This is a genomic window from Prevotella sp. P6B4 (genome assembly GCF_000619985.1).
Lineage (GTDB): Bacteria > Bacteroidota > Bacteroidia > Bacteroidales > Bacteroidaceae > Prevotella.
Map to the genome: position 1 here is coordinate 34,809 of NZ_JHVE01000025.1, position 16,167 is coordinate 50,975.

Genomic DNA, 16,167 nt, shown 5'->3' on the forward strand with positions numbered 1-16,167 from the left:
TTTTGCACCCACATTTGGAAGCGATTCCATTTGCGGGTGTTTTTTTTTCGGTCAAATTCGGACAAAAACGACAAATGTAAGCCAACGCCTTTTTCTATCTTTATATTTTTGCAAACGAATTTGGATAGCAAACCTTAATTAGAATTATCCACTATATGTATAACAAATAAAATGGTCGAATAAGGAGCGACCTGTTGGGCGAAGTGAGCGAAAGAAGTCTCGCGAGTGAAAAAGGGTCCAATTCTGGAACTTCTTCCTCACAAACCTGGCAAATTGAAAAAGCTAAAGCAAGTCCGTCCTGAGGACTTTGACGTGGAGGCGCTGATGGCGGCTGCACGAGAGGGAAGATTGTATGTTGACGAGAAGAAAAAGACAGTCAACAAGGAACAGGTAAAGAGTGATGTACGTGCGTATGTGGCGCGTATCAGTCCGTTGGTTACTCGACGCTACAGCTCGTTGATTGATGAGCTGTGGGAGGAGATCTTCGGCAACGATGTGCTGATGGACCTGATGATGCCTAAACCGAGGGCCAGAAAATTCACGAAGTTTGATAAGTATGGTGTGATGCGCATAGTGGGTGTGCTGCGCGTAAAAGGCGTGTACGAACAGCGTAGCGACCCGCAGTTTGATGCACTGCTGGAGCAGCCCGGACAGGATAGTCCTTACCGCCGATACCTGGGTCAGGGGTTGGAACAGCGGGCTCAATTGCTGGCCTTGAGAAGCATTGTTGAAACTTTAACAATCTGGTAAAATGAGTTATTTTTACCAGGCTGAAATACGCCGTACCTTTGCACCGTCAAAACATTTAAATAGGACAAAAAAGAGCATGAAACAGAAGTACGTAAGAAACGAGCACGGCATCAACATCAAGATGTGTTGCGCATCGTGCAAACAGCGAAAGATTACGAGCGACCGAGGTCGCGTATGTGGTCTGACTGGCAATAAGGTTAAGGCGGGCAACTGCTGCAACCAGTGGGAGATGAACCGACGCCTGCAGAATGCTGGCATGAGTGGCGGAAAGGTGAAAAGTTGGCGCTACCTGAGTTACTACCGCGAGCGATGGACTGAGCAACGTGAAGCGTTGACAGCCGGAAGGATCACTGCCACAGCAATGCTATCAGTCGAGGAAATCAGACTGGAATACGAACAGGAGCTGGGCTCCATATACATAAACTTATAAGTAACAATTAAATGATGAAAAAGAACAGTATGAAAAAGAATCAGAGAGAGGTAACGCTGGATGGTATGATGACCATCGGCAAGAGTGACAACAATCTGCGTCAGGCTGACTTCCAGTGCTGCGAGGATGTGAAGGTTGAGTCGTTCATCGGCAGATTCAAGGTACAGGGTATGCATAACGGCGACGTGTATATGCAGGAACTGCCCAAGCGATTCAGGAACAAGCCCTTGTTCCGACTGGACAACAGCTCGCTATCGTTAGGACGCAACGGGCGATACTATTTCAACTTCCGACTGCCAGAGAGTGAACTGAAAGCACTGCCCGAGCTGCTGTTGAAGGACGCCCGAGAGGCTGCGGGAAAGGTAATCAAAATGTACTTAAATAATTGATAATTATGATAAGACCAAGCTATTTTAACAGCGTGAGAGACCGCAGGGCGAAGACCCTGACCCCTGCGGCGCTCAGCGCCCTACAGACTCGACGGGCAACCATCGACGGAATGGCGGAGATAGCCAAGCTGCAGGGCGAAGGTAAGGACATACGTCCAGGTAAGGAGATGCTAAGTGTGATAACCTGGGGCGCACGCTACAATGATGGCGATCCGCGAGGTACAGAGGGGGCACAGCCTACGGGTCTGTTTTTTATAGACTGCGACCATCTGACAGAACCGCCACGCGATGTATACGAACGACTGATGACGGCCAGCAGCATAACCGACGAGGTTCGCCGAAAGGCTGTGGCTGATGTGATGAAGCAGCACACAAAAGGTGCTCACGTAACGCCCAGCGGCGAGGGGCTGAGACTCATCCTCGTGAAGCTACTGCCCAATAAGGATAACGAGGCAAACATCCTGGCCTTCAAACAGATGCTGGCTGCCGATCCCGCCATCGTAACGGTAGATGAGAAGGTGAAGGATATCGGCCATCCAAGCTACGTGCCGAGTCAGGATTATTGGATTTATTTTGATAATGATATATTGAATGAAGATAAGAAAGAAGAATCAACAAGCGTCGCAGACCTCATCGGAGAAGCCGCAACAAGTGCAGGAGCCGAAACCGTTCAAACTCAGGACGAGCTACGGGGAGATTATCGACTTCGATTAAGTTATGATGCTGAGGGCTATCCCATCGGCATGAATGGCAAACGTCTGCAAACAGAATATCGTGGCCATCAGCTGGCCGAGATTCGCGATAATATCGTGACGCTGATGGGTGGACAACCCGCGATTGGCGATCGCAATATGCGCACATACAAAGTTTTGTCGGCAATGGCTCCCATCGTAGATTATAAGGAAGAGGTGCTGCGAACGCTGATACCTTACTGGGGACTATCGTGGAACGAGGCCGAGCCAATAGCCAAGAGTGCCGCCAAGCGCCGCCCTTCAGAAAAGTTGCCCTACCTGCTGTGGAAGGTGCTGCGCGAGATGGGTATCGACGATGCCTCGATGCAGGTGGACGAAGAAGATGAAGATTGTGAGGACATCGAAGACATGCTTGAAGAGACGGGCCCTTCGCGCGACCTGATGCCGCCGTTAGCACCAGTGTTCAAACAGTGGGTGGGGCGTGCGCCTAAGGACTATCTGGAGATGATTTACTTCTCGGTGCTGTTCTGCATGTCTTGTCTGGCTTCGAAGCTACGTGCGCGCTATCTTGACGGACGCATCCATTCGCCATCGCTGTTTGTAACTGTTGAGGGCACATCGGGCTCAGGCAAATCGTGGGTGTGCGATGTTTGCGAGATGTTGTTGAAACCGATGGCTCAGGACGACGAGAAAGGGCAGGAGAAACAATTGGAATACGAACGCGAACTGAAGCGCTGTCGCAACTCGAAGAAACAGCCCGAAGACCCGCTGGTTATCCAGCGTCTGCTGGATCCTACCATCTCGGTGACCGCTTTCCTAAAGCAGAATTTCCAGAACAAAGGTCTGCACTCGGTGACTATCTGTCCCGAAGTGGATACGATGGTGAAACAGCACAATCGCGGAGCATGGGGACAGTTATCTGATATCTACCGACTGGCCTACGAGAATGCTATTACAGGACAGAAATTCATGTCGGAAAACTCGTTCTCTGGAAGAGCTAAGGTGTTCTACAACCTGCTGGTGACAGGTACTCCGAAATCGATGGCTAAGTTCTTCAGGAATGTTGAAGACGGATTGGTTACGCGTACTATCCCAATCGTGCTGCCCGACCAATTTGGCGCCCGTAACCCTCAGTGGAAACCTTGGACGGCGTTGCAGCGAAAGGTCATTAGTGATACCATCAGTCGCGTGTACCATGCGTTGTCGATGGACGAAGAGGGCAATGTGGCTGAGGAACATATGATGCAGCTTGAGTGGCTGAACAAAGCGCTGGACGAGTGGCTGGAGGAACAGCGATTGAAATCCATTAAGGAGATGTCGCGTTCGCGCGACCAGTATCGTCGCCGAGCTGCTAACGATGGATTTCGTGCAGGAATGGTGGTATATTATCTGCTGGGCGAGAAACCGACGGCCGAGGTGAAACGCAAAACGATAGCCAACGCTCTGTATGTGGCCACCTACGCCGTAGAATCGCTGATAGCCAAGTATGGTCGTGAGACAGAGGAAACGCTGGTTGACAAAGACCGTCGCCCCACGAAGAGCATCATACTGTTCGACATGATGCCCGAGGAGTTCAGTCGCGACCAACTGAAGCAGAAGATGCAGGAGTTGAAGGTGTTATCGAAACTGCGCGATGTAGTGTGGCGCTGGACAAAGTCAGGTCTCATCGACGTACAGCCCGATGGAACCATCCGCAAAGCGTCTCAACCGCCTCAAGCGTCTTAGCGTCTTTTTTAGGAATAACAAAAGTACAGAATATGAAGGAAGTAAAATTCAAACTAAGTGAACATTTTTACGCTCGCCGAGATGTGTAAGACGAACGTGAAGTTAAATAACGTGCCCAACGAGGCACAAGTAGCAAATCTGAAGCGCCTCTGCAGCTGGTTGGAGATGCTGCGCAGTGAGTGGAACAGCCGCTATGGCAGGGGTAACGACCCGATTATCATCAACAGCGCCTTTCGTTCGCTCCAGGTGAACAAGGCGGTGGGTGGTGTTGCCACCAGCAATCACCTCACAGGGTGTGCGGCTGATATCAAGGTGAAGGATATCTGTCAACTCATCCGCTACGCCACTATCCTGCTCGACATCGCAGACGAGAGCCAGGAGGATTTCGACGAGCTGCTGATAGAGCGAAACGACAGCGGCGACGTCTGGCTACACTTTGCGGTGCGACCTAAGGATAATCGTAGAAAGGTGAGGCTGATACAAGCGTAGGTATTGTGAATAATGGTTTAATAATTTTGTCTGCAAAGAAAAAAATACTACCTTTGCAGGCAAAATTAAATTCAGATATGAATAAGGTAGAGACATACAGAATGCTGACAGAGCAGATTAAGGCGCTGACAGCGGGAGAGACAGATGAGGTGGCGGTGATGGCTAATGTGGCTGCTGCGATACACTTAGAGATGGGATTCTGGTGGACAGGATTCTATCGGGTAAAGAACGGTGAGCTGGTACTGGGCCCTTTCCAGGGGCCTGTGGCCTGCATGCATATAGGCTACGGGAAGGGCGTGTGCGGAACGGCCTGGAAGCAGGGCGAAACCATTGTGGTGCCCGATGTGGAGCTGTTTCCTGGGCACATCGCCTGCAGCAGTGAGTCGCGTTCGGAAATCGTGGTGCCTGTAAGGGCTGCCAATGGTGAGATTACGGCGGTGCTCGACATTGACAGCAAGGATCTGGCTACCTTCGACGATACCGACAAACAGTGGTTGGAGGAGATTGTGAAGGTGTTCGCATAAAAAATAAAAAAAACGCAGGGATTTTTTGGCAGTATGGGCAGAAATGCTTAATTTTGCAGCCGATTTAAATAGTTAACGCCCAAGTCGCATCCTCGTGTAGGGTGGGAGCGAACTGACAAGACGACGGCTCTCGGGTAGGGCTGGCACAGGACGCAGGGATAAAGTACAACATCTTGGCGAGCCAAAGAGGCAAGCCGAGTTAAAAATTTAAAGCTATATGGCACAAATGAATTTCGGTGGCGTAACAGAGACTGTAGTCACCAGCAAAGAGTTCTCACTCGAGAAAGCACGTGAAGTATTGAAGAATGAAACCATCGCTGTGATCGGTTATGGCGTTCAGGGTCCAGGTCAGGCCTGCAACCTGCGTGATAACGGATTCAATGTGATTGTGGGACAGCGCCCTGGCAAGACCTACGACAAGGCTGTTGCCGACGGATGGGTTCCTGGCGAGACTCTGTTCTCGATCGAGGAGGCCGCTGAGAAGGGTACTATCCTCTGCATGCTGCTTTCAGACGCTGGTCAGATTCAGCAGTGGCCCACCATCAAGCAGTATCTGAAACCTGGTAAGACGCTTTACTACAGTCATGGCTTTGCCATCAACTGGAGCGATCGCACAGGCGTTGTTCCTCCAAAGGATGTCGATGTGATTATGGTGGCTCCTAAGGGCTCAGGTACCAGTCTTCGCACCATGTTCTGCGAGGGTCGCGGACTGAACTGCTCGTATGCCGTTTACCAGGACGCTACTGGTAATGCTAAGGAGAAGACATTGGCCTTCGGTATCGGTATCGGTGCTGGATATATGTTTGAGACAACCTTCGAGCGTGAGGCTACATCAGACTTGACTGGTGAGCGTGGATCGCTGATGGGTGCCATTCAGGGACTGCTGCTGGCTCAGTACGAGGTGCTGCGCGAGCACGGACACTCTCCCTCGGAAGCTTTCAATGAGACTGTTGAGGAATTGACCCAGAGCCTTGGCCCTCTGTTCGGTGCTAAGGGTATGGACTGGATGTATGCTAACTGCTCGACCACCGCTCAGCGTGGTGCGCTCGACTGGGCTCCACGATTCCACGATGCTATCAAGCCTGTGATGGAGTGGCTCTATTACTCGGTACAGACTGGTAACGAGGCGCAGATCACCATCGACGCTAACTCGAAGCCCGACTATCGTGCCGGTCTGGAGAAAGAGCTCGAGGCTATGCGTAATCAGGAGATGTGGCGTGCCGGTGAGACCGTGCGCAAGCTGCGTCCTGAGAACCAAGACGTATAACACTACAATCACGGGGGTGCACACGCATCCCCGTGATTCATTTTAAAATATGATATGGGAAAATTAGTAATTAATTCGTACGATGAATTCGCAGCCCACTTAGGTGAGGAGCTCGGCGCTTCTGATTGGCTGCAAGTAGACCAGGACCGTATTAACATGTTTGCCGATGCCACTCTCGACCATCAGTGGATACATGTCGATGTGGAGCGTGCTAAGAAGGAGAGCCAGTATCAGAGTACCATCGCTCATGGTTATCTGACACTGTCGTTGCTGCCTTATATGTGGGACCAGATCATCGAGGTGAACAACATCAAGATGCTGGTTAACTACGGCATGGACAAGATGCGTTTCGGACAGCCTGTCATCACAGGTTCGAAAGTGCGCCTGGTAACCAAACTGCACAACATTCAGAACCTGCGTGGTATCTGTAAGGCCGAGATTGAGTTCAGAATTGAAATCGAGGGACAGCGCAAACCCGCACTCGAGGGTATCGCTTCGTTCCTGTATTATTTTAATTAATAGGTATGGGTGGATTTTTTGGAACCATTTCCACTAAGTGCTGTGTGAACGATCTGTTCTACGGCACCGATTACAACTCACATCTGGGCACCAAGCGTGCCGGATTGGTTACTTACGATAAGGAGAAAGGTTTTAGTCGTAAAATTCACAACTTGGAGCGTGATTACTTCCGTTCTAAGTTTGAGGATGAACTCGACTCGTTTTCAGGACAACAGGGTATCGGCGTCATCAGCGATACCGACCCACAACCCATACTCGTTAACTCGCACTTAGGTCGCTATGCTGTGGTGACAGTAGCGAAAATCAATAACCTGGAGGAGATTGCACAGGAACTACTGGACCGTCGTATGCACTTCAGCGAGTATTCGGCCAACACCATCAACCAGACCGAACTGGTGGCCCTGCTCATCAATATGGGGCGCACATTTGTTGAGGGTATCAACCTGGTATATAAAAAGATTGAGGGCTCGTGCTCCATGCTCATCCTCACTGAGAAGGGAATCATTGCCGCACGCGACTTCCTGGGCCGCACGCCTATCGTGATTGGTCAGAAGGAGGGTGCCTACGCTGTGAGCAGCGAGACGACCAGTTTCCCCAATCTCGATTATAAGCGCGTGAGAGACCTGGGACCAGGCGAGATTGTGCTGCTGACAGCTGACAAGATGGAGGTGCTTCAGGCCCCATTCAAGCGCGAGCAGATCTGTTCGTTCCTCTGGGTGTACTACGGATTCCCTGCTTCGGACTATAATGGTATCAACGTAGAAAACGTGCGTGAGACCAATGGTAAGATGATGGGTGAGAAGGATGATACTGAGGTGGACTGCGTTTGCGGTGTGCCCGACTCGGGTGTAGGTATGGCACTTGGCTATGCAGAAGGCAAGGGCGTGCCCTACAAGCGTGCCGTACTGAAATATACGCCTACCTGGCCACGTTCGTTCACTCCTGGCAACCAGGAGCGCCGTTCGCTGGTGGCTAAGATGAAGCTGATTCCTAACCCAGCCCTGCTGAAGGATCAGCGCGTGGTGTTCTGCGACGACTCTATCGTACGTGGCACTCAGCTGAAGGACAACGTGAAGACCTTCTTTGAGTATGGCGCCAAGGAGGTGCACTGTCGTATCTCTTGTCCACCACTGGTGTATGGCTGTCCGTTTATCGGCTTCACCTCATCGAAGAGCGATATGGAGTTGATTACACGTCGTATCATCAAGGATTTCGAGGGCGACGACAAGAAGAACTTAGAGAAATATGCCCAGACCGACTCACCAGAGTACAAGCGTATGGTGGATGAGATTGCCAAGCGCCTGGGCCTGACCTCACTGAAGTTTGCCAAGCTAGAGGACCTGGTGAAGAGCATCGGCATGGATAAGTGCCGCGTGTGCACACACTGCTTTGATGGCAGCAGCTACTGCCACGAGCACGACCAGGAGGATGATCGCCAGTTGAAGCTGGACTTCTAAAAGAAAGAATCAGATTTTTGAGACGAGGCCGTCGGCCTGGCGGATATACTCCTCGTCGGAAAGATAATCCAATGCAGCATCGAGTTCGCTTTCGGGCAGCTCGATGCTTTTTATGTCTGTTATGGGGTGGGGCTGTCCGTCGCTGAGCAGTTGCAGGATGCGGGTGGCAGCCTGGTTCATGCGTGGCTCTGACACCAACCCCTCCTTGCGGTGCGTCAGACAGACATCGCACTGGGCACAGTCGTGATCGTTGTGCTCGCCGAAATAGCGCAACAGCTGGCGACTGCGGCATACATCGTTGCAGGTGGCATATTCAATCATGGCGTGGATGCGCTGTGCGAACTGCGACTTGCGTTCCTCGTACACCTCGGGCATCAGCTGGATATGCTCCATATCCTCGCGGCGCTGGGTATAGCGGATGTAGGGGGTCTTCTTCTGCGGAATGAAATGCAGGATGTGGCGCTGCGACAGACTCTTCAGCGTGAGATATACCTGTTGGGGCTGCAGCTGGGTGACGGTGGCGAGAAAGGCCTCGTCGATATAGTTGTAATCGGTGAAGAGACCGCCGTAGTTGCGCAGGAGGGCAGTGATGACCAGCTCTTCGTTGGCGCTGTTGTTCTCTAATCGGTACAGGTCGTTACGGCTCACGGTGAACATGACGCGTGCCTGATTGTCCTGCTCTTCGGTGTACTCGATATAGCCGGCACGCTGCAGTATCTTGAGCGCAGAATCGACCTGGATGGGGAAGTGGTGGAAGTTATGACAGAACTTATCGATATTAAACTCGAAGGTAAAGCCGTAGCCCGAGCCTACGCCTATCTGATAATAGTAGGCCAGATGCTCATATACCTGACGGATATAGTCCTTGTCGGGGAAGGTGTCGGCAATGCGCTTCTGCAGCTTGCGCTCGTCGGCATGGTTGTAAAGCAGTACGGCATAGGCCTTCAGACCATCGCGACCAGCACGGCCTGCCTCCTGGAAGTAGGCCTCGATGCTGTCAGGACAATCTACATGGATCACCAACCGTACATCGGGTTTGTCGATACCCATACCAAAGGCGTTGGTGGCCACCATCACGCGTTGCTGGTTGGCCTGCCACTCACGCTGGCGCTGGTCCTTGGCACAGGCGTCCAAGCCTGCGTGGTAGAAAGTGGCGCTGATGCCTGCCTCGTTGAGTAGCTCGGCATACTCCTTGGTGCGACGGCGACTGCGCGCATAGACAATGGCCGAGCCTTTCATGCTCTTGAGGATATGGATGAGCTGCCCGATCTTATCGTCGGCCTGACGCACCACATAAGCCAGGTTCTTGCGCTCAAAGCTCATGCGGAAGACGTTGAAGCTTTGAACATTTGTCTTTGAACTATGAACTTTCAGGCGCTCCTGGATGTCGTCAACCACCTGTGGGGTGGCGGTGGCAGTGAGTGCCAATACGGGCACGTCGGGTACCAGCTTGCGTATCTGTGCTATCTGCAGGTAGGAGGGACGGAAATCGTAGCCCCACTGCGAAATGCAATGGGCCTCATCGACCGTGATAAAGCTCACCTGCATGTGGCGGAGCTTGGCTTGAAAAAGATCGGACGAGAGTCGCTCTGGTGAGACGTAGAGCAACTTGATGCCGCCAAAGATGGCGTTCTCGAGGGTGATGATAATCTCTTCGCGGGTCAGACCGCTGTAGATGGCTGCTGCCTTAATGCCGCGTCGACGCAGATTGTCGACCTGGTCCTTCATCAAGGCAATGAGTGGGGTGATGACGATACACGTACCTGCTTGTGCTAAGGCTGGTACCTGGAAGGTGATCGACTTGCCGCCACCTGTAGGCATCAAGCCTAAGGTGTCGTGGCCATTACCGATAGACTCGATGATTTCGCGCTGAATTCCGCGGAAATCATCGTAGCCCCAGTATTGTTTAAGTATCTGTTGATATTGATCACTCTTCACATTCACTATTCACTATTCACTCTCAGAGGGTTGAATATCTTCAATCTGTAACTGGACCTCAGTGCGCTTGTAGATGTTGTCCTCGATGGTATAGACGATATCGAACGAACGTTTCGACTTGATATAGCGTGCCGAACCGCTCTGGCCGAAGGCAATACCATTGAGTACGTTGCTCGACTTGGAGTCGACCAGTTCGAGCTTGATATGCTCCTGTTGGCGACCCACTACCTTCGAGGTGCCGTAGTCGTACACATTACGTGTGCAGAACAGTGGCTTGGGGTTGTCGGGACCATGAGGGGCAAACTTCTTCAGGTCGTTGTGCAGTTTCTTGGTGACCTCCTTGAAGTCGATCATGGCATCGATATCGAGGGTAGCCTCTGTCTGTTCGGGCTGGATATGTTCCATCACGTACTTCTGGAAACGGCTGCGGAACTCGGGGATATTCTCGATTTTCAGCGACAGACCGACTGCATAGGTATGACCACCGAAATTCTCGAGCAGATCGCGACAGCTCTTGATGGCATCGTAGATGTCGTAGCCAGCCACACTGCGTGCAGAGCCTGTGGCGATACCATTAAACTTGGTGAGCACCACCGTGGGCTTGTAATAGAGCTCGGTGAGGCGGGATGCCACAATACCGATGACGCCTTTCTTCCAGTTCTCATCGTAGAGCACGATGCTGGCATTCTGTTTCTGGCTCTCCAGCTTTTCTACTATCTGGTTGGCCTCTTCGGTCATCTGTTTGTCTACATCCTTACGCTGCTCGTTGTATTCGTTGATATGATTAGCCTCCGACAGCGCTTTCTGCAGGTCTTTTTCAACCAGCAGGTCGACAGCCTCGGTACCATTCTGCATGCGTCCTGATGCATTGATACGTGGGCCGATCTTGAACACGATATCGCTCATGGTGATTTCGCGCCCTGTCAGTCCGCAGATGTCGATGATGGCTTTCAAGCCCACCGATGGACTCTGATTGAGCTGCTTCAGTCCGTGATAGGCCAGGATGCGGTTCTCGCCCATGATGGGTACGATATCGGCCGCAATGCTGACAGCACAGAAGTCGAGCAGAGGTATCAGTCGTGAGAAGGGAATGCCGTTGTTCTTGGCAAAGGCCTGCATCAGTTTAAAGCCTACACCACAGCCGCACAGGTCTTTGAAGGGGTAGGTAGAATCTACGCGTTTGGGGTTCAGAATAGCAACGGCATTAGGCAATTCATCATCTGGGACGTGGTGGTCACAGATGATGAAATCAATACCCAGACTCTTGGCATAAGCAATCTCTTCAATTGCCTTGATACCGCAGTCAAGTACTATAATGAGCTTGATGCCTTTTTCCGCAGCATAGTGCAGTCCTTTCTTGCTGATACCATATCCCTCTTCGTAACGGTCGGGGATATAATATTCGATATTGGAATAGAACTGCTGCAGGAATTTGTACACCAAGGCAACCGCCGTACATCCATCGACATCGTAGTCGCCGTAGACCATGATGCGCTCTTTACGCCCCATGGCGTCGTTGAGCCTGTCTACCGCCACATCCATGTCGTTCATCAGGAACGGATCGATCAGCTCGTTCAGCATCGGACGGAAGAAGCGCTTGGCAGCGCTCTCCGTCTTGATGCCTCGCTGGATAAGGAGTTTGGCGAGTATCGGATTCATGCCGATTTTCTCACCGAGCTCCTTAGCCGCCGCTTGTTGTTCTGATGTAGGTGGTTCGTAATTCCATTTAAAATGCATTAGATACCGAGCTTTTTACGTATATCTGCAGGAATAGCGTTCTTATTAATCAGGAAGTCCATCGTGTTCAGGGCGATGTAGTCCTTGGTCATATACCAGATTCCCTTGTAGGCACCTGTCTCGCCCCAAGAGTTCTTTACCATGTAATACAGTTTGCCGTTCTGGTCCTTTGCCACACCGTAGATCAGCATGCCGTGGTCGTCGGTCAGCTCCCAGTTGTCGAAACGCTCCTGGCGCATCTGCTGGGTAGGCTTTACCTCAGGCACCTTGCAACCCAGTGAGTCGATCACGTTGCGCTTCTTGTCGGGTGACAGGTTCAGCCAACGGGCCATATCACTACCAGCAAGGCTCTTGGTGGCGTTGCCGTCAACAGCGTAAGCCAGACCATTGCGGGTGAAACCCTCTTCTGATACGTCGCCGCCCCAAGCGATGGTGTAGCCGTTCTCAACAGCATTGTCGATCACGCGCATCATCTCGTCCATAGGCAGGTTGTAGCTCTGTGGGAAGCGCCAGTTGTCCTGTACCTCTACAGCGAAAGTAGAGTAGAAGGGATGGTGGGTATAGCTGGTGATGCTGACATAGTCGTCGAGGTTCAGACCGAGTGTAGCCATGAAGCTCTTTGGGGTGTACTCCTTGCCCTCGAAGGTGAACTTCTCAGGGCACTTGCCCAGGTAGGCATCGAGAATACCCTGCAAACCAACCTTCCACTGGTTTGAGATCTTACGGGCGCTGCTCTTGGCAATAGCTGCAACGTAAGGCTCCAGCTGACCGAAGAACTCGTTGAAGTTGTTGAGTGAGTCGCCATACAGTGAGCCAGGGAAAGGCATGATGCCCTGAGGCACGATACCGTGAGTCTTCAGTGTGTGGAGTACGTCCTCGGCCGATCCGCCCTGAGCAAACTGGCAGTCGCCATGATAGCGAACCACCTGGATAGCGCGCTCCATGTAGGTCTTGTTGGCTACGAACGACTCGTCGAGATCGTAAGTCTTACCAGTAGCCTTCAGAATCTCTGCCTCGAAATAAGAGAGGGTAGAGTAGTCCCAGCACGTACCCGAACGGTTCTGGTCCTTGATGCTGGTGATGGGGTTCTCCTTCACCACAGTGAATACTGGCTTGTTGGCATCTTTTGCTGGCGCCTTCTTCTTGGCTGCCGATGCGCTCAGAGCTACCAATGTAGCGAGCGCAAGTGTTGTCATTTTCTTCATTTTGTGTTATTTTTATAATTATTTCCTATTTCCCCTAATTGTTTTATCCCCAAAACTATTTCTATTTTGCGGCCATGAAATCCTCTACATCCTTTGGATGATAAGGAATGCGCTGCTTGCCTAAGAATCGGCATCCGTCCTTGGTGATCAGGATGTCGTCCTCAATGCGGATTCCGCCGAAGTCCTTGTAGGTCTCGAGCTTGTCGAAGTTCAGGAACTCCTTGCAATGTCCGCTGGCTTTCCACTCGTCGATAAGTTGTGGAATGAAGTAGATACCAGGCTCGTCGGTAATCACAAAGCCCTCTTCGAGCTTGCGACCCATGCGCAGACAGTTGGTACCAAACTGCTCCAGATTAGGACGTGTCTCCTCGTCGAAGCCAACGTAGATCTGACCCAGACCCTCCATATCGTGAACGTCCATACCCATCATGTGGCCCAGTCCGTGAGGCAGGAACATGGCATGAGCGCCAGCGCGAACAGCCTCGTCGGTGTCACCCTTCATCAGGCCGAGCTCCTTCAGGCGCTCAGTCATCAGTCGGCACACGGCAAAGTGTACATCCATATATCTTACACCTGGCTTTGCCACCTCGATGGCATAATCATGACAGGCCTCTACAATCGAGTAGATTTCCAATTGACGCTGACTGAATTTACCGTTAACAGGCATGGTGCGGGTGTGGTCAGAGCAATAGTCGTCGAGCTCGCAACCTGCATCGCAGAGTGCCAGTCGGCCAGCCTCCAGTTGGGCATCCGATGGGTTACCATGCATAATCTCGCCATGCTGGCTGAAGATGGTGGCAAAGCTGGTGCCCTGAGCCAGACTGCGGGCGATACCGTCCACCTGTCCGCCGATGTAACGCTCTGTCACACCTGGACGGATCAGCTTCTGCGCTGTGGTGTGCATCATATAGCCCACCTCGCAGGCACGCTCAATGGCCTCAATCTCCTGAGGCTCCTTGGTGGCGCGCATCTTGACTACTGCCTTGATGAGCTTCAGCGAAGCCTGCTCCTTCTGCTGGTTGGGATGGATGCCCAACAGATCCATGATCTGAATCTTGGTATCGAAGCGGTAGGGGGGCAGGAAGTGTACCTTTTTATCAGGTGTGCATATCTTGGCCAGCTCCTTCATGGGAGCGGTCTTTTTCACACCTACCTCAGCAGCCAGATCGGCTACCGATGGGGTGAAGCCCATCCATACAATATCCTCTACGTCGATATCATCACCGAAGAGCCACTCTTCGTCGTTATCGATATCTATCACACCAACCAGCCCGTCGCGGTGCTGTCCGAAGTAGTACAGAAACGAAGAATCCTGGCGCATGGGCGCATAGGCATTGGCCGGATAATTAACCGGTGAATCGTTGTTTCCAAACAAGATGATAACTCCTTCGCCTACGAGTTTCTTCAGTTCCTGACGTCTATTTACATAAGTATCTATGTTAAACATTTGTCGAAAATACGTTATTTATATTCATTTTGTCGGCAAAGATACATATTATTTATCAAAAAGCAACCCTTTTAACTCTATTTTTTACAATATTTATGCAGATTAGTAGAATTTATTTCGTACCTTTGCACGCAAATTTGAAAAATAAGACTAAAAGACATATGGGAAAAGTAATTTTGACGGGCGACCGTCCCACTGGTAAACTTCACTTAGGGCACTATGTAGGCTCACTGCGTCGACGTGTGCAATTGCAGAATCAGGGCGATTTTGATCGCATGTTTGTGTTCATGGCCGATGTGCAGGCTCTGACCGATAATGCGGACAATCCTGAGAAGATTCGTCAGAACATCATTGAGGTGGCGCTCGACTACCTTGCTGCAGGACTTGATCCTGAAAAGTGCACGCTCTTTATCCAGAGTCAGATTCCTGAGCTGGCTGAGCTGACAACCTATCTGATGAACCTGGTTTCGGTGAGCCGTGTACAGCGCAACCCAACTGTTAAGACTGAAGTGAAGATGCGTGGTTTCGAAGGCGAGAGTATTCCTCTTGGATTCTTCTGCTACCCTGTGTCGCAGGCTGCTGACATCACCCTGTTCAAGGCAACTACTGTTCCTGCAGGTGAGGACCAAGAGCCTATGCTCGAGGTGACCCGTGAGCTGGTGCGCCGTTTCAATCAGATCTATGCACCAGTATTGGTTGAACCCAATATCATGCTGCCTGAGAATCTGACTGCTCGTCGTCTGCCTGGTACCGATGGTAAGGAGAAAATGTCGAAGTCGCTGGGCAACTGCATCTACCTCTCTGATACTGCCGATGATGTATGGCAGAAGGTTCGCTCAATGTACACTGACCCTGAGCACGTGAACCTGAACGATCCTGGTCACGTGGAGGGTAACGCTGTGTTCACCTATCTCGATGCTTTCTCAACTGATGAGGACTTCAAGAATTTCTGGCCAGAGTATCAGAATCTGGACGAGCTGAAGGATCACTACCGTCGTGGTGGACTGGGCGATATGAAGTGCAAGAAGTTCCTGAATCAGGTGCTCAACCAGTTCCTGGAGCCTATGCGCCAGCGTCGTGCTGAGTTCGAGAAGGATATTCCTGAAATCTACAACATCCTGAAGAAGGGTACAGAGCAGGCCCGCGAGGTTGGTGCCCAGACCATGGATGAGGTTCGCAAGGCTATGCGTATCGACTACTTCAACGATACAGAGCTGATTCGCTCACAAGCCGAACGCTTCGCAAAATAAATAAATATCCCCCGCCAGCCGGGAGGGCACTGAAAAAGCCCTCCATTTGAGGGGGCAACCTTGATTTTTATTAAAAGCAGATTGCATATAGCCGTTACATACGGATTGGCAATCTGCTTTTTTCAATTTTCAGTTTGTGGTCAGTAATACCCCCAGATGAGGTTTATACGGCTTCTTAAAGAGCTTTTTTTGAGAAATATATTCTTTGCTCAGATTAGTTTGAGGATTCTCTTGATATTTGCGGCAAAAATGGTGATAGCTCCTTGCATTTGCATGGAGTACAGGCCATATGATTCTGCCCTGTTGTAGCCATAGACGTGCTTCAGCTCTGCATTTTTTGCCTCTATC

14 protein-coding genes are annotated in these 16,167 nt (G+C 51.2%); 10 read left to right on the plus strand and 4 right to left on the minus strand.

What is annotated here, in order from left to right:
• Nucleotides 1-273: 273 nt before the first annotated feature.
• The 9 genes from T491_RS0113855 to T491_RS16680 all read left to right on the plus strand — a co-directional run bounded on the left by T491_RS0113855 (nt 274) and on the right by T491_RS16680 (nt 8,242).
• Nucleotides 274-750, plus strand: coding sequence for a hypothetical protein (locus T491_RS0113855; protein WP_155950151.1), 477 nt, complete (start codon nt 274-276; stop codon nt 748-750).
• 76 nt (nt 751-826) lie between these two features.
• Nucleotides 827-1,180, plus strand: coding sequence for a hypothetical protein (locus T491_RS0113860; RefSeq protein WP_028904412.1), 354 nt, complete (start codon nt 827-829; stop codon nt 1,178-1,180).
• Nucleotides 1,181-1,209: 29 nt separating this feature from the next.
• The gene (locus T491_RS0113865) at nt 1,210-1,569 is read left to right on the plus strand and encodes a hypothetical protein (RefSeq protein ID WP_155950152.1); all 360 of its coding nucleotides are present in this window, start codon (nt 1,210-1,212) and stop codon (nt 1,567-1,569) included.
• Between the two features lie 5 nt (nt 1,570-1,574).
• Nucleotides 1,575-3,986 (plus strand): DUF3987 domain-containing protein, encoded by a 2,412-nt coding sequence (locus tag T491_RS0113870; RefSeq protein ID WP_081773398.1) that lies wholly within the window; start codon nt 1,575-1,577, stop codon nt 3,984-3,986.
• 57 nt (nt 3,987-4,043) lie between these two features.
• Entirely contained in the window at nt 4,044-4,475 is a 432-nt protein-coding gene (locus T491_RS16675) for a D-Ala-D-Ala carboxypeptidase family metallohydrolase (protein ID WP_231480262.1), read from the plus strand.
• Nucleotides 4,476-4,552: 77 nt separating this feature from the next.
• Nucleotides 4,553-4,999: a GAF domain-containing protein gene (locus T491_RS0113880; protein WP_028904415.1), complete on the plus strand. Its 447-nt coding sequence runs from the start codon at nt 4,553-4,555 to the stop codon at nt 4,997-4,999.
• 217 nt (nt 5,000-5,216) lie between these two features.
• Nucleotides 5,217-6,266 carry a ketol-acid reductoisomerase gene (gene ilvC / locus T491_RS0113885; protein WP_028904416.1) on the plus strand — a complete coding sequence of 350 codons (1,050 nt, stop codon included), beginning with the start codon at nt 5,217-5,219 and terminating at the stop codon, nt 6,264-6,266.
• A 54-nt stretch (nt 6,267-6,320) separates the two neighbouring features.
• Nucleotides 6,321-6,785, plus strand: coding sequence for a MaoC family dehydratase (locus T491_RS0113890; RefSeq protein WP_028904417.1), 465 nt, complete (start codon nt 6,321-6,323; stop codon nt 6,783-6,785).
• Between the two features lie 5 nt (nt 6,786-6,790).
• Nucleotides 6,791-8,242 carry an amidophosphoribosyltransferase gene (locus T491_RS16680; protein WP_036916157.1) on the plus strand — a complete coding sequence of 484 codons (1,452 nt, stop codon included), beginning with the start codon at nt 6,791-6,793 and terminating at the stop codon, nt 8,240-8,242.
• A 9-nt stretch (nt 8,243-8,251) separates the two neighbouring features.
• On the opposite strand, the gene T491_RS0113900 is transcribed toward T491_RS16680, so the two are convergent.
• The 4 genes from T491_RS0113900 to T491_RS0113915 all read right to left on the minus strand — a co-directional run bounded on the left by T491_RS0113900 (nt 8,252) and on the right by T491_RS0113915 (nt 14,569).
• Nucleotides 8,252-10,180 (minus strand): ATP-dependent DNA helicase RecQ, encoded by a 1,929-nt coding sequence (locus T491_RS0113900; protein ID WP_036916165.1) that lies wholly within the window; start codon nt 10,178-10,180, stop codon nt 8,252-8,254.
• A gap of 12 nt (nt 10,181-10,192) precedes the next feature.
• Nucleotides 10,193-11,917, minus strand: a complete 1,725-nt coding sequence (gene recJ, locus T491_RS0113905) for a single-stranded-DNA-specific exonuclease RecJ (protein WP_028904419.1) — start codon at nt 11,915-11,917, stop codon at nt 10,193-10,195.
• Nucleotides 11,917-13,122: an aminopeptidase C gene (locus T491_RS0113910; protein WP_028904420.1), complete on the minus strand. Its 1,206-nt coding sequence runs from the start codon at nt 13,120-13,122 to the stop codon at nt 11,917-11,919. Before T491_RS0113910 ends, recJ begins: the two co-directional genes overlap by 1 nt.
• Nucleotides 13,123-13,183: 61 nt before the next feature.
• Nucleotides 13,184-14,569, minus strand: a complete 1,386-nt coding sequence (locus T491_RS0113915; RefSeq protein WP_028904421.1) for an aminopeptidase P family protein — start codon at nt 14,567-14,569, stop codon at nt 13,184-13,186.
• 161 nt (nt 14,570-14,730) lie between these two features.
• Between T491_RS0113915 and trpS the strand changes: the two genes are divergently transcribed.
• Nucleotides 14,731-15,819, plus strand: a complete 1,089-nt coding sequence (gene trpS, locus T491_RS0113920) for a tryptophan--tRNA ligase (RefSeq protein ID WP_028904422.1) — start codon at nt 14,731-14,733, stop codon at nt 15,817-15,819.
• Nucleotides 15,820-16,167 lie beyond the last annotated feature (348 nt).

Bases quoted from the DNA above. Each gene is read 5' to 3' on its own strand.
- recJ (WP_028904419.1), bottom strand. From the start codon at position 11,917: ATGCATTTTAAATGGAATTACGAACCACCTACATCAGAACAACAAGCG.
- T491_RS16680 (WP_036916157.1), top strand. From the start codon at position 6,791: ATGGGTGGATTTTTTGGAACCATTTCCACTAAGTGCTGTGTGAACGAT.
- T491_RS0113890 (WP_028904417.1), top strand. From the start codon at position 6,321: ATGGGAAAATTAGTAATTAATTCGTACGATGAATTCGCAGCCCACTTA.
- T491_RS0113860 (WP_028904412.1), top strand. From the start codon at position 827: ATGAAACAGAAGTACGTAAGAAACGAGCACGGCATCAACATCAAGATG.
- T491_RS0113910 (WP_028904420.1), bottom strand. From the start codon at position 13,122: ATGAAGAAAATGACAACACTTGCGCTCGCTACATTGGTAGCTCTGAGC.
- T491_RS0113870 (WP_081773398.1), top strand. From the start codon at position 1,575: ATGATAAGACCAAGCTATTTTAACAGCGTGAGAGACCGCAGGGCGAAG.
- T491_RS0113880 (WP_028904415.1), top strand. From the start codon at position 4,553: ATGAATAAGGTAGAGACATACAGAATGCTGACAGAGCAGATTAAGGCG.
- ilvC (WP_028904416.1), top strand. From the start codon at position 5,217: ATGGCACAAATGAATTTCGGTGGCGTAACAGAGACTGTAGTCACCAGC.
- T491_RS0113915 (WP_028904421.1), bottom strand. From the start codon at position 14,569: ATGTTTAACATAGATACTTATGTAAATAGACGTCAGGAACTGAAGAAA.
- T491_RS0113865 (WP_155950152.1), top strand. From the start codon at position 1,210: ATGAAAAAGAATCAGAGAGAGGTAACGCTGGATGGTATGATGACCATC.
- trpS (WP_028904422.1), top strand. From the start codon at position 14,731: ATGGGAAAAGTAATTTTGACGGGCGACCGTCCCACTGGTAAACTTCAC.